This is a genomic window from Chitinophaga sp. sic0106 (assembly GCF_019219075.1).
GTDB lineage: Bacteria > Bacteroidota > Bacteroidia > Chitinophagales > Chitinophagaceae > Chitinophaga.
In genome coordinates, this window is sequence record NZ_JAHUWJ010000006.1 from 214,524 (window position 1) to 229,210 (window position 14,687).

Annotated in this window: 10 protein-coding genes; 5 read left to right on the forward strand and 5 right to left on the reverse strand. The window is 50.1% G+C overall.

Features of this window, described 5'->3' with window-relative positions:
* Positions 1 to 9: 9 nt before the first annotated feature.
* The gene (locus KW844_RS11395; RefSeq protein WP_218376854.1) at positions 10 to 3,117 is read right to left on the reverse strand and encodes a SusC/RagA family TonB-linked outer membrane protein; all 3,108 of its coding nucleotides are present in this window, start codon (positions 3,115 to 3,117) and stop codon (positions 10 to 12) included.
* 175 nt (positions 3,118 to 3,292) lie between these two features.
* Between KW844_RS11395 and KW844_RS11400 the strand changes: the two genes are divergently transcribed.
* The 5 genes from KW844_RS11400 to KW844_RS11420 all read left to right on the forward strand — a co-directional run bounded on the left by KW844_RS11400 (position 3,293) and on the right by KW844_RS11420 (position 11,870).
* Complete coding sequence (locus KW844_RS11400) at positions 3,293 to 4,306, forward strand: LacI family DNA-binding transcriptional regulator (RefSeq protein WP_218376855.1); 1,014 nt, start codon at positions 3,293 to 3,295, stop codon at positions 4,304 to 4,306.
* A 192-nt stretch (positions 4,307 to 4,498) separates the two neighbouring features.
* Positions 4,499 to 5,107, forward strand: a complete 609-nt coding sequence (locus KW844_RS11405; protein ID WP_218376856.1) for an RNA polymerase sigma factor — start codon at positions 4,499 to 4,501, stop codon at positions 5,105 to 5,107.
* Positions 5,108 to 5,211: 104 nt separating this feature from the next.
* Positions 5,212 to 6,282, forward strand: coding sequence for a FecR family protein (locus tag KW844_RS11410; RefSeq protein ID WP_218376857.1), 1,071 nt, complete (start codon positions 5,212 to 5,214; stop codon positions 6,280 to 6,282).
* Positions 6,283 to 6,506: 224 nt separating this feature from the next.
* Complete coding sequence (locus KW844_RS11415) at positions 6,507 to 10,235, forward strand: SusC/RagA family TonB-linked outer membrane protein (RefSeq protein ID WP_218376858.1); 3,729 nt, start codon at positions 6,507 to 6,509, stop codon at positions 10,233 to 10,235.
* Between the two features lie 30 nt (positions 10,236 to 10,265).
* The gene (locus tag KW844_RS11420) at positions 10,266 to 11,870 is read left to right on the forward strand and encodes a SusD/RagB family nutrient-binding outer membrane lipoprotein (protein WP_218376859.1); all 1,605 of its coding nucleotides are present in this window, start codon (positions 10,266 to 10,268) and stop codon (positions 11,868 to 11,870) included.
* A 118-nt stretch (positions 11,871 to 11,988) separates the two neighbouring features.
* On the opposite strand, the gene KW844_RS11425 is transcribed toward KW844_RS11420, so the two are convergent.
* From KW844_RS11425 to KW844_RS11440, 4 genes are all read right to left on the reverse strand, one after another.
* On the reverse strand, positions 11,989 to 12,612 hold the full coding sequence (locus KW844_RS11425; protein ID WP_218376860.1) for a response regulator transcription factor: 624 nt from the start codon (positions 12,610 to 12,612) through the stop codon (positions 11,989 to 11,991).
* Between the two features lie 129 nt (positions 12,613 to 12,741).
* Complete coding sequence (locus KW844_RS11430; protein ID WP_218376861.1) at positions 12,742 to 13,956, reverse strand: lanthionine synthetase C family protein; 1,215 nt, start codon at positions 13,954 to 13,956, stop codon at positions 12,742 to 12,744.
* A gap of 372 nt (positions 13,957 to 14,328) precedes the next feature.
* Positions 14,329 to 14,493 carry a hypothetical protein gene (locus KW844_RS11435; protein ID WP_218376862.1) on the reverse strand — a complete coding sequence of 55 codons (165 nt, stop codon included), beginning with the start codon at positions 14,491 to 14,493 and terminating at the stop codon, positions 14,329 to 14,331.
* A 31-nt stretch (positions 14,494 to 14,524) separates the two neighbouring features.
* Complete coding sequence (locus KW844_RS11440) at positions 14,525 to 14,683, reverse strand: hypothetical protein (protein WP_218376863.1); 159 nt, start codon at positions 14,681 to 14,683, stop codon at positions 14,525 to 14,527.
* Between the last annotated feature and the right edge of the window lie 4 nt (positions 14,684 to 14,687).

Consider the following 14,687-nt stretch of genomic DNA (forward strand, 5'->3'; position numbering starts at 1 on the left):
TTAATAGACTTAGAAAGATAAACTTACATTCACGCCAAAGCTGCGGGTGGCGGGCAACAGGCCGGATTCTATACCCTGGTAGTTACTGGTACCGATGGCAGATTCCGGATCAACCGGCAGTTTTCGTTTACCCATGCCCGGTATATCCAAAATGGATTTACCACGATACAGGAAGAAAAGATTACGACCGGTGAGCGATACCCGCGCCTGTTTCAGCACACTGCTGTGCAGCGGGAAGTTGTAGCTGAGAGCCAGCTCCCGCAGGCGGAAGTTGGTAGCGCTGTAAGCAAAGAACTGTGCATAACCGTTACGGCCACTTTGTGATACGTTCGTCCAGAGTTTTTCTGCGTTGATAGCGGTGGTATTAGGAGTGCCATCTTCGTGTACACCCGGCAGTACCAGGCCGCCTTCGCGGAACTGTGCTGTGTAATCGCCAATGCCATAGTAGCCAAGGAAGGCATCGGTACCCGATACCAGGATGCCGCCTACACGACCATCAATCAGCAGATTCAGGTCAAATTGTTTGTAGGAAAAGCGGTTGCCCCAGCCCAGGGTGAAGTCCGGATTGAAGTTGCCGATCTTTTGCAGGCCGGCAGTCATTACCGGCAGCCCCGCACTGTTTACTATATGCTGCCCGGTTTTTTCGTCAGTAGCCCATACTTTGTCGTAGATGTCGCCATAAGAGCCGCCAGGGCGTATCAGCAAGCTGCCCAATACATTCGAGGCCGACAGGCTGGTTTCCTGTATATCATCTGTAAGCGAAATCACTTTGTTTTTATTATGCGCAAAGTTGAGGGTGGAATTCCAGTTGAAATTTTTACCCACTACCGGGCTGCCGTTCAGCACAATTTCTATACCGCGGTTTTCGATATTGCCAATGTTTACATACTGCTGGTTAAAGCCGGTGGCCTGTGGCACCCCTACGAATATCAGCTGGTTAATGGTATTGGTTTTATACAGGGAGAGGTCGATGCCGATGCGGTCGTTAAGGAACTTCCAGTCGAGCCCGAGCTCATAGGCCTTTGTTTGCTCCGGTTTCAGGTTCGGAATATATTTCAGGTTATCCCGGGAGATGAAACCGTTACCGGTGCCTTGTGTGTAGCTATAGGCCTGCAGCAGCAGGTAGGGGTCTGCATCATTACCCACCTGGGAATAGGTGGCTCTTACCTTACCATAGCTGATCCAGGAAGGTAGTTTAGCCATATCGGTTATAATGGCGGAGAATGCTACAGAAGGATAGAAATAGCTATGTGGGGCCGGCAGGGTGGAGGACCAGTCATTGCGCGCACTTACATCCAGGTAGAGGTATTGGCGGAAGTCGAACGAGGCGCTGCCGTATACCGACTGTATCTGTCTTTCTGCATCCAGTACAGCTATCTGCGGTGTGGCGGCAAAGTTGAGGTGGAAGCGGTTAGGCACCACGAGGCCGTTGGCGATAGTTTGTTTGTTTTTGCCGCGGCGGTCATTGAGTGCTGCGCCGATGTTGTAGCTCACGCCGAAGTCGCTGCCCATTTTATTGGTACCCGACAACAGCAGGTCCATATTACGCTCCCAGGCGCTGATATTGCCTTCCAGGTACCTGCCGCCGGGGGCCACGGTCATGGCCAGGGTGCCTTCGTAGTAGGAGCCGTCGATGTTATCATCGTAGCGGTCCAGGCTGTAGCGGCCCTGGAGATTGAGCCAGTCGGTCAGTTTATATTTTGCGGTACCGAGGATGGTAACGCGGCTGCGTTGTTCGTTGAGACTAGTCCTGTTTACATCCCAGTATGGGTTTACATAGATGGAGGAATTGGTCCAGTATACAGGTATTGGTTTGCCGGTGGCATCGTAGCGCTCGTAGATTTTGAGTGAGTCGGAGCTCATATCACGTGGCATGATGAGTGCTTCGTTGGCAACACCGTTATCGCCGAGGCGTGGTTTATTTTTTATTTTCTGGTCCAGGTAAGTCACTTTCACATCTGCACTGAGGCGGGAGGTGATTTGTGCATTGAGGCGCAGATTGAGTGTATGGCGGAGGAGAGAGTTACCTTCAATGATACCTGTATTGGAATTATTGGTGTACGATGCATACCCGCGGAGTTTATCTGATCCTCCGGAGATGTCTACCGAATTGGTGATAGAGGTACCGTTGTTGTAGAAGTTGCGCACGTTATCCGGGTAGGTGGTGCGCGGTGCTCCCCAGCTTTCAGCGGCGGCAGGGCTGTAGGTGCCGCCGTTACCGCGACCATAAGTATTCTGGAATTTCATGAGCAGGTTCGGTTGTTCCAGGGCGATGCCGCCGTTGTAGTTGACCGTCATTTTGCCTGCTTTACCGGATTTTGTGGTGATGATCAGGGCGCCGTTTGCAGCGCGGCTACCGTAGAGGGCAGCGGCGGCAGGGCCTTTGAGCACGTTGATGGATTCGATGTCCTGCGGATTGATGCTGCTGGCGCCATCGCTGCCGGAGTAGCTGCTGCCGGTGCTTTTGGATTGTGTGGCGATGGTGTTTACCGAGCCGCCGCCGCCAGCCTCGGTGGACATGGTATTATCGATGGGCACACCATCCACTACTACCAGCGCGTTGTTGTTGCCGGTGAGGGAGCGGTTTCCCCTGAGCACCACGCGAACGGCGCTACCAGGGCCGGTTGCCGCTGGTGTGGTCACGATGCCGGCCACTTTTCCGCTGAGGCTGTTCATGATGTTACCGTTCGGGTCTTTTACCATGGAGAGGTCGGCGCCTTTGATTTGTTGCGTGGCGTAGCCGAGTGACCTGGTTTTACGTTCAATGCCGAGTGCCGTTACTACTACCTCTCCGAGGTTGGCAGTGGTTTGTTGTAAAGCCACGTCCAGCGTGCTTTTTCCGGCAACGGGAATTTCCTGTTTGTCGTATCCCATAAACGAAAATATCAACACCGCATCACTGGCTGCGTTGAGCGTGAAATGTCCGTTGGCATCAGTGGTGGTGCCGCTGCTGCTGCCTTTTACATTGATGGTGACGCCGGGAAGTGGTGATTTTGCTGCAGCATCGCGCACGGTACCTTTTATAGCGGCCTGTTGCGAAAAAGCGGTGCTGCCGCAGCATATCAGAAAGATCAGAAGGTAGAAGGAATAGCTGGTTAGATTCATACATCTTTTCATACGTAGGCTGTGTTTACAGGTGATCTACTCTTGGTTGCATTACTTCTCCAAAGTACAATCAACAGCAACGTTCATCAAATAAATCACCGAGAACGTTACCGAAAAAACAACCGGAAATTGGGCAGAACGGCTGTTTTTGCTTATATTGAGTACCTACCAACTAAGAGTACCGAGGATGCGCCGTTTTGCCACAATAAAAGATATAGCCAGTGCTTTGAATATTTCTGTGTCAACTGTGTCGCGGGCATTGAGAGATACCTACGATGTGAACGCCAGCACGCGACAGGCAGTGCTGCAAAAAGCCACAGAACTTAATTACAGACCTAACTTCAACGCGATAGGACTGGTACATAACCGTACCCACAACCTGGGCATATTGCTGCCGGAAATCACGAATTATTATTTTTCTACTTTGTTTACCGGCATACAGGATGTAGCCTATAAAGCAGGTTTTAATCTCACGTTATTTGTAACCGGCAACGATGCGGAGCGGGAAGTGGATATCGTGCGAAACCTCTCCCTTAGTGGGCTGGACGGGCTGCTGGTATCGGTATCTTCACAGGCCGATTCTGATCAGCATTTTCAGGAGGTGATTGATAATGGGGTACCCGTCGTGTTTTTTGACCGGGTGTCAGAAAATATTCATACCTCGAAAGTGATGCAGGACGATTACAACGGTGCCTTCGAAGCCACTGTTCATCTCATCAAAAATGGCTATCGCAAAATAGCACATATCGCTGGTCCGGAAGGACTCACCTTTACCCAGGCCCGCCTCAATGGCTACCTCGATGCCTTGCGCAAACATAAGCTGCCGGTGGAGCCATCCTGGATTGTACATTCCGGCTTTACGCAGCAACATGGGGAACAGGATCTGGAGCAACTATGGGTTTGTGGGGAGAGACCTGATGCCATCTTTGCGGTAAACGACCGTAAGGCCATCGGTGCTATCCTGGCATTGAAGCGCAAAAATATTCGTATAGGCAAAGACGTTGGTGTGATCGGATTTACGAACGATCCTGTATCAGCTATTGTTTCGCCTGCTTTAAGCACTATAGCCGAACCTGCCTTTGAAATAGGTAAGCGCAGTTGTGAATTATTGCTGAAGCATATACAGAAGAAAAGATTTGAGCCGGAGCAGGTGACCCTGCCGGGGAAATTGATCGTGAGGGAGTCGAGCCAGCGCCTGTAGAGCCGGGCTGCGCCCGGCTCCTCGCGTAGATCATGTTTTGAGAGCCGGGCGCAGCCCGGCTCTACAGGTATTCAATGTTTAATCATTTGCTTTATTTGCCATTAAAAAAAAATTAATGTTACTTTGAAGTGTATAGTGACCAATAAGCAACCAGGATCGATTTCCCTATAACATAAGCAAGCCATGCCAGGTATGATGGTGGAATTTAATAATGAGCAGGAGTTATGGAGTAAATTCAAATCAGGTGATAAACCTGCCTTCACGCAGATTTATCGCAGCTTTGTTGCGCCACTGCTGCAATATGGTATCCGCTACTGCGAGGATCGGGAGAAACTCAAGGATATCATCCACGACCTGTTTATCGACCTATGGAATAGCCGCACTACCGTTGCCGAAACAGATAATATCCGTTTGTATCTGTTTAAAAGTCTTAAGTATAAACTCATCAGGGCCAATTATAACTATAAAAATACCGCAGGTAAACTACATCAGTACCTCCAGACCTTACAGGACGCCGGCACTGAACTGACCGCAGAAGATAAACTGATAGATGCGGAGATGTCAGGCTCCCGGGCCGATCTGCTGCAAAAGGCTATCAGTAAGCTCTCCCGGCGCCAGCAGGAAATCATTATGCTGCGCTTTTATATGGGCTTCTCTAATGCGGATATCGCGGATCTGATGCAAATGAAATATCAGTCCGTCAGCAACCTGCTTTACAGCTCCCTCAGTCGTATTAAAGATACCCTGCAATCCACCGGCTTTGCGGCGCGACTCCTCGAAACCTTCCATCTTTTTATCTAGTTCAGAAATATTTCAAAAAAAGTTTTAAAAAACTGAGTATAAAAATTCAGTGGCTGTCATTAGGTATATAGACGGTGTAATACACTGTTTGTAATTCACGTTGCATGAAGAACTTTAACGACGCCACCTGGAAGTATATACAGGACGACAGCTTTATTAAATGGGTCATCTGTCCGGATGACAGCAGTCGCCGCTACTGGGAAGCCTGGCAGCAGGAACACCCGGAACAACAGCAGGAGCTGCTGGAGGCCGTGGGCGTTGTGAAAAGTTTGCACCACCAATACCATCAGACCCTGCCTCCTGAAATAGAACAGGACCTCCACGCGGCAATCACGCAATCTGTTGAAAGCGGTCACACACGGCCTGTCATCCCCATGTTCCGTTCCCACAAAAGAAGATTTCCGTTTAGGGCAGCTGCAGCAGCTATATTGCTACTGTCGCTACCACTTGCCTGGTATGCACTCCGCCAAAAGCAGGACCCTGCCGCAACGCCAGCACAGGCATCTTCCCAACACCTGATTACACGCACCAACGATTCACCTGACAACACCACGGCCTACCTGACCGATGGTTCCAAGGTAGTACTGGGCACCGGCGCCTCCATCCGCCACAGCAACTTCCTGGAAGCTGCGAGGAGAGAAGTGTACCTGAAAGGAGAAGCCTTCTTTGATGTTGCAAAAGATGCGGATCACCCATTCCTGGTATATACCGGCAACCTGGCCGTGAAAGTACTGGGCACCAGCTTTTCTATCCGTGAAAATAAAAAGGGTAACCTGGTGGTGACCGTACACTCGGGTAGCGTAGCCGTGTGCAGTCAGAATGATACAGCTAACAGCTACGTCGTATCAGCCAACCACCAGCTCAGCTACGACCCTGCTACCACCGGGTTTGTTGCCGAACTTGCCGCCACCGGCCAGCAGCCACCCGTTGCCGCTAATAATAATTCCCAATTTATTTTTGAAGATACCCGTGTCACCGAGATCTTCGCTATACTCAGTAAAACATACGGTATCACTATCCACGCCGATGAAAAAATATTTGCCAGATGCACCATTACAACAAACCTCCTGAAGGAGTCACTGGAAGACAAACTGAAAATAATCTGTGCAGCCATTAATGCCAGTTATGCTATTCATGCCGGACAAGTATATATAACCGGAAAGCCTTGTAACTGAAATACCAGACAATAAACAGCTACTCGTTATACAATTAACCAAAATCAACTAAAATGATTTACCTGATGACACAGACATTTACCTGATAATTCCGACAAAAGAAAAAGGTGGCAGTGCGCTAACACCGCCACCAGTAATGTTCCCTGCAAAGTCTCGTCCACTTTGCAACGGATATGTTTTGCTTCATTAACGCTAATTAATCACCACAAAACCACTCTGAAGTTATGCACAAATTTGCAAACTCCAACCGCTATGTCATATTTTTTATGAGGGTTGCTTTGTTACAAATATCATTGCTGTTGGGCTTTATCACCTGCGTTTTCGCCGACGGCGCCACCGCACAGGAGATACTGAATACCCGGCTGTCACTCAACTTGCCTCCGACAGAACTGAAAGGAGTGCTGAAGAAAATCACGGAAAAAACTGCCGTAAATTTCACCTATTCCAATGCCACCTTATCGGCCAAACAACGTGTAGCCGTTAACGTGAAAGAGGAGCGGCTGGGTGATGTATTACTGCGCATCCTGGCACCATTGCACATTTCCTATGAAGTGATCAATGAGCAGATTGTCCTCAAAAAGGAGAATGGTATGGGCGTACAACTGTCCGACTTCAACCTGCAGCTGAAAAAAATCAGCGGGGTAGTACACGGTACAGATGGTGGCCTGCTGCCAGGTGTAAACGTAGTCATTGCCGGTACCACCAAAGGTGCGGTAACAGATGGCAACGGCCACTTTGAACTGGATGCCAGCGAAGGCGATGTACTGGTATTTACCTCCATCGGTTTTACCACACAGCGTGTAACCGTTGGCGCTGGCACCACACTCACCATCACCCTCGCCACTTCGGCCACCTCACTCGATGGTGTTGCCGTTACTGCCCTGGGTATCAAAAGAAGTGTACGTGCCCTCGGCTACTCACAGGAAGAAGTGAAAGGTGCTGAAATTGCCCGCTCTAATGCGCCTAACGTCATCAACGCGCTCTCCGGTAAAATGGCCGGCGTAAACGTAACCACCCCCAACGGGGTAGATGGCGGTAGCACCCGCATCGTAATTGGTGGTAACAATACCATCCAGGGTGATAACCAACCGCTCATTATCGTGGATGGTATGCCCATGGCCAACGACCTCCCTACCGGGTATGATGCGCGTAAATCGCCCACCGGTAGCGCTATGTACTCCGGCGCCAGCGTAGATGCTTCCAGCGCCAGCTCTCCTAAAGATTTCGGTAGCCCGATCAACATGATCAACCCGGAAGATATTGAGACCATCAACGTGCTCAAAGGCCCCACCGCAGCTGCATTGTACGGTGGTAAAGGTGCTAACGGAGTTATCCTCATCACCACCAAAAAAGGTGCGAAAAAACCAGGCCTCGGCGTAGACTATTCCTATGGCTACAAATCAGTGGACCCTTACCGCTTCCTGAAAATGCAGAACGAATACGGCGCCGGCGGTATGGTGTCGCTCAATGCGCCCGACTATGTACGCGATGCAAATGGCAACCCTATGCTGGTGGACAGCTGGAATGGCCTGTTTGTAGATAAAAATGGTACCGGCCCTTACGGTGTCCCTATTTATCAGCAGGCAGGATGGTCAGGTAACAGCCTTTCCTGGGGGCCAAAAATGGATGGTACCATGATCAAATGGTGGGACGGCACCATGCAGGCTAACACCCCGCAGCCGGATAATATCAAACTGCTGTACAGCAACGGACAGCAGTCCACCCACAACGTATCACTCTCTGGTGGCAACGAATGGGGCTCCATCCGCGCTTCCTTCTCCCACCTGGATAACACCTCCGTACTGCCCAACAGCGGCTACGGCAGGAACAACTTCAACCTCGGTTCCAATATGCGCCTCACCAAACGCGTGACCGCGCAAATCACCGCTTCCTATATCATCAACAACTACGATAACCCGCCGCAGCTGGGTAACAACGACGCCTCCTCCTGGCAGAAACGACTGGTGTACAATACCGGCCGTAACTATAAAGGAGAAGATATTGCCATGTATAAAAATGAAGACGGCAGCCAGAACAAAACCGTAGACGCAGGTTTCCCATGGAGAGGTAACGGCGGCTTTGTGATCTGGAATATCATGGAGAATAAATCGACGCTGGATAAACGAAAACTCCTCGGCGGCGTGCAGCTCAACTATGAAGCTACCGACTTCCTCGACATCGTTTTCAGAGGTGGTTTGGATAATAATACCAACGAGCTTACTACTAAAAATCCTCCTACGGATGCTGCCGGTATGCTGGGCTACTATGGCCATGGCCTGGAGCGCGACAATGCCAGCAACCTGGAACTGATCGCCACTGCTCATAAGGAAAAGATGATGAACGGGAACCTGAGCGGTAAATTCTCTGTTGGTGGAACCCTCTACCAGCGCGAGATGTATGGTACCTATAACTACAACGACACCTGGGCTATCCCATTCAACTATTCACTCAACTCCGGTACCTATCTCGGTAATCCTAAACCTACACAGGAAAGCTGGTTGCGCAAACGCATGAACTCCGTGTATGGTTTCGTGAACCTCTCCTGGAAAAATTACCTGTTCCTGGATGCAACGGGCCGTAACGACTGGTCATCAGCTTTACCTGCCAACCAATGGTCTTACTTCTTCCCGTCTGTGGCTGGTAGCTTTGTGTTCTCCGACCTGCTGCATGCGGATCCTGCCATCCTGAGCTTTGGTAAACTGCGTGTAGCCTGGGCACAGGCAGCCGTAGATCCGCTGCCTTTCCAGGTAAACTACAACTACAACGCAGAAACATTCGCAGGCCAGGCAGCACTCATGTTGCCTAACTCCCTGCCTGCCATGAACTTTAAACCTGCGATCAATAATACCACCGACATCGGTGTGGTACTGGGTTTCCTCAACAACCGCATCAATGTAGACCTGCGTTACTTTAAAGGGAAATCCCGCAACCAGATCCTGAACTCCCCGCTGCCACTGAGCTCCGGCGTAAAGGAAATTACGGTTAACAGCGGCGTGCTGGAAAATTCCGGCTACGAAATGATCCTGAACGCGAAAGTAGTTACCAACAAAAACTTTAAATGGGACCTGGGCCTCAACCTGGCACATAGCAATAACAAGCTGCTGTCGCTCTCCGAAGGTGCTGAAAGGGTAGATATGGCCTCGGTTTGGAATGATAACGGTGCGCACGGACCTATGATCTCCGCTAAAGTAGGCGACCAGTTTGGTACCATCTATGGCTACGATTACCAGCGTGATGCGCAGGGCCGCCCGATTCTGGCAGATGCTCCTTTTGGTCGCGCCGATATGAAAGGCACCCTGTACAAAGCTACTGACGGCCCCGTACCTATCGGTAACGCCACTCCTAAGCTCACCGGAGGTATCACCAATACCTTCACACTGCCTGGCGGTGTGTCTATCGGAACACTGGTAGATTTCAAAATCGGCGGCGATATCTGGTCCGGTACCTATGCCACCATGATGCAGGGTGGCCTGGCACCTGCTACCTTAACGGAAAGAAATGGCGGTGGCTTGCCTTACACTACGCCTGATGGTACGCAAACCAACTGGGGTGTGATTTTACCAGGGGTGTATGCCGATGGTAAAGAGAATGATAAAGTAGTACACTATTACTATAAATACATGCAGTACGGGGTTTGGAGCAGCACGGATATTGGTCAGTCCACCAAAGGCAGCGACTGGATCAACAGCGGTTCCATCTTCGAAAACACCTGGGTGAAAATGAGAGAAATTTCCGTGAACTACCAGGTACCGGAAAGAATCATCAAACGTACCCGCATCTTCCAGGCGGCTAATTTATCGCTCGTAGGTAGAGATTTGTTCTATATCTACACCAACCTGCCATTCAACATCAACCCGGAAGGGGTAAATGGTGCCGGCAATGCCCAGGGCCTGGAATATATGTCACTGCCTAGTTTCCGCTCACTCGGTTTCCAGGTACGCGTTTCATTCTAACATCGGTTGTTCATTCTTAAATGTGATCTCATGAAAATTTCAAATAAAGTCTGGTTATATTTTTCTGGTGCTGCGATGTTATTATCTGCCTGCACTAAAGATTTCCAGGAAATAAATAAGACACCCGGATTACCAACTACTGCTGAAATAGGCCCACTGGCCAATGGTGTGATCAAAACCCTGCTGCTGGGCGGCCAGGAGCAGGCGGCGATCCACAATGAATGGTATTACCCCGTAACGCAACTGGGGGTGGTAAGCGGTAGCTCCGGCTACCTCGTGCAAAATGGCGCCAACGATGTATGGACCAGTTATTACAATGCCCTGCAAAACCTTAACGTGATGCAGGACCAGATTGATAATTACAAGGGGGATAAAGAGGAGATGAACAATGTGCAGGCGATCACCTCCATTCTTCGGGCTTACAAAACTTTCCGCATGACGGACCAGTTCGGAGATATTCCTTATTTCTCTGCCGGTCTCGCCTATACGAATAGTTCCAGGGAGTTCCGTCCTGCATACGACAGCCAGGAAAGAATTTATGATAGCCTGCTCGCTGATCTGAAATGGGCTGCTGAGCACATCAAACCTGCCAATGCTACTACGGCTGCCGGCAGGCCTTATCAGTCCCTGGGTTCCAGCGAAACCTTGTTTCATGGTGATATGAGCAAGTGGCAGAAATTTGCCAACGCCCTTATCCTGCGCCATGCTATGCAGATGGTAGAAGAAAGTGCTGCTAAAGCAACGCCTTACCTGCAATATGCCCTGAGTGGTGTGCCCTTGCCGGAAGAAGGCGAGGAGCTGGGTATGTGGCCTAAGGACCTGGGTGGACTGGAGTTGAAAGACAGCCGTTACTGGTCCTTCTCTTCTCATAAATTCCTCCGCCTGAGTTCAACGGTTTGGAAGTTGATGGCGGATGCCAACAGCGAAGCCGGCATCTTTGATCCGCGTGCACGCCTGTTTTTCGAAACTAACCAGGCTGGCCAGTGGGCGGCATTGCAGATAGGTTCCAATGCGCCGGATGCCACCAATCCATATTCCGATCAGCGTGATAAAGATCCGTTGAATAAAGATCACAGCGTGTTCTCATCTTTCAATTTCTATTTGGTGAGAGATGTGTGGTATCAGCCGGAATTGTTTATTACACCGGCAGAAGTACAGTTCTTAAAGGCTGAAGCGTATGCCAGGGGGCTGGGTGTGGCAAAGAACAATGCACTGGCGGAAGCGGCTTACTACGCAGGTATCCGGGCTTCGGTGAATTTCTGGTTCAGGATTGCACACAATACGAATGTGCTGAACGACAACTGGGCGGCAGTAGCGCCGGCTTCGCCAACTGTTGGGGAAATGAATACTTTCCTGGCCAATCCGAAGGTGGTATTTACCGGCACGGATGATCAGCTGCTGAATAAGATTTATGCCCAGGAATGGTTGTCCTACTTCCGGCAGCCATGGCTGGCGTATAACCTCTGGCGCCGTACCGGCCGTACTCCTCGTGATGGTGATCCGGTGCAGTACAAGGATTTCAACCGTCTGCAATATCCTGAAAAAGAGTCCATCGATAACAGCGTGAATTTCAAAACGCAGGTGGATGCGATGGGAGGAAATTCTACCAACGTGAAAGTATGGTGGATGAAATAAAAGATAGTCCCTTATAAACTGGTTGTCATTGTTACAACCCACCGGCCCTGCAGCTATGCGGGCCGGTTTTTTTATTTTTTTTCAGGGAGATGTAATGGCTGTTTGGAGGAATACCGCGTTAAAAGGTCAGATCGGTGAGCAACCGGTTTGCGAACGCGCATTTAATCAGCATGGCGGTATTCCTGGCGTTGAGCTTTCCCATGAGGTTGCGCCGGTGGCTATCCACGGTATCTGCGCTGATAAACAGCTTTTCTGCAATCTCGTGATTGGTGTTTCCGTCGGCGATGAGCGACAGTACTTCCTTTTCGCGTTTGGTGATGTGCAGGTGTTGGCGTACTGCCCTGATATCGGCTTCCAGGGCAGGGGAGAGGAAGGTGTGACCACTGAGTATGGTATGTACGGCGGTCATCAGTTCCTGCTTGTCGGCATTTTTTATCAGGCATCCGCTGGCGCCATTGTCCAGCATACGTAGGATGTTGGGATCATTGCGGTTATAGCTCAGTGCCAGTATGCTGGTGCCGGGATAAAGCTGGCGGATGGTGGTACAGAGGTCTGCTGAGTTTACATCCGGTAATGCGGTATCCAGCAGTAGCAGGTCCACCGGGTTGTTTACCAGCAGGTGCAGGCATGCTGCTCCGGTTCTTGCCTCGCCTTTTATATCTATATCTTGTTCAAGGTGAAATAATGCTCTCAGTCCTTCCAGGATCAATGGATGATCGTCCACAAAAAAAAGTCGGGCCATGGTTTTTCTTATTTGCTGTACTTGGGCTTGCAGTTTATTGGCATAGCCATGACGGGTTATTCGAATATAGTTTTCATTTCGTAGTTCTCTAAGATAGCAAAAAAATCGTTGCAAGATAATTTTAATAAATTACACGATCAGCAGTGATTCGGCCCATGCAGGCTTGATTTCAGGGGCTACAAAGGTAATGAGTGACAGGCCGATGCCGCAGATGCCCTCCAGCATGTTATGACTGTCAACGTATTGGGGATGATGATAAAATTTATATCCTGCCGGCCCGTCGGCGAAGGTATTTTGGGTGACGGCCGTTTCCCACCAATGCTCCGCATTTTGCAGCAGCATGCTGTCGTTGGCATTAATGCCTGCCTGCTGCAGGATTACTGCAATGCCTGCGCTGCCGTGGCAGAGGCAGGCGTCCAGTACGGTGCCGTTCTCTGCATCGCGGTAGGTGGCGATATGCGTAAATATTTCGAAGGCATACTCTTTCCAGGCCGGTACATCCATGCGGCTGCCGGCATCCCAGAGTGCGCAGGCGATACCGAGGTCGCCATAGCACCAGCCCAGCCGGCTATGAATGCTACCGGTCATGACATGATGCTCGTCTACCAGTACCGGGAAAAGGCTGTTGCCGGCTTCCTGGTTGGTTTTACGGGTGCTGATCAGCCAGTTAACTGCCTGGTGTACCATGGGTCTTACGATATCCTGTGCAATGTTTTTTTCGTATATGCGTGCCAGTATGGAAATGATGGCGGGGTTACCATGGGCCAGGCCCAGGTTAAACAGGGGCCGGTCTTCCTTTTCCAGTCCGAGTGAGCTGAAGAGGTCTTTCCAGGCCACGCCCTGGCCGAGCTTATACTTCTGGCTGTCCAGCTCCATTACCAGTTTTTCCAGTTGTTTTCTGGCCACAGGTGATGGGAGGCGGTTGAGAAAATAGAGCGCTACACCGAGGCCCTGGTGGAGGAAGTCGAATCTATGCTGTGCGGTTTCCAGGTCCATCCATTCGGCCAGGAGCTGGTCCGTTTCTTCGAAGGTTTCGTTGAGGTCATCTTCTTCAATCAGGCCCATCTGGGAAAGATGCAGGAGGGTCCAGGCAATGCCGGAGAGACCGCTGCAATGGGAGCCGTTGACGCTGGTGGTGGCCACTGCGTCCAGACTGCGTTGGATGACGGCGTATGCTTTGTCGAGGTGACTTTCGTCACCGGTCAGCTGATAATAGTAGGCGAAAAATAACGCGCTGCCGGTATAGCCGCCGAGGAGTCCCGGGTATTCGGCTTCCGTAGCAAATTCGGTTAATGCTGCACTGATCTGTTCCAGTATGGAGGTGGCTGCTTTTCTGTCGGGCATATAGGTAGTTCATTACGTCAAAAAGGCAAAACATGCATGTGCTGCATGTTTTGCCAGTTGTACCTGTGAATACAAAGGGTGCATACGATGGTGTATGCGGGAAAAGGGATTACAATAGCACAGCCCCTGCAGCGGTACTACTGGCAGGTTTAGAACCTGCAGGAATCAATACTGCAAATAGGCGCGCCCTGGCTGGTATTAACAGCGCAGATCCTGGCAGAGCACAGTACGTGGCATGTAGTACCCGTAGCTGCATTGCCGTCTGCATTAGACGCACTGTGAAGTACAGAAACCCTTATCTTACCCAGATGTAATTTTTTCTGTGATGATTTTTTCATAATCAACAATTTTGATGATTAGGATTTACAGGAATCAGAACCTGCAGGAATCCTCGCTGCAAATAGGAGCACCTTGGCTGATGCAGGTAATTTTTACAGAGATGGAAAATAAAGCAGGTGAGTTGTTAACTGCTTTTTTTCCCAGGTCTGCTACCTTAATTTTGCCAAGTTGCAATTTCTTTTCTGATGTCTTTTTCATGAAACAGGATTTTGTTTTTTAAAAAGAAAAATTAGATGCAGGTTGCTTTAGTACTAGGAGGCGTACATTTTGCAAACAGGCTGCAACCGGTGTAGGTTGGTGCTTTGGCATCTCTTTCTCTTGAAGTAGCGTTCAGACTAGAAACCTTGATTTTGCTCAGGCTGAGCTTTTTTTCTGATGTTTTTCTCATAACC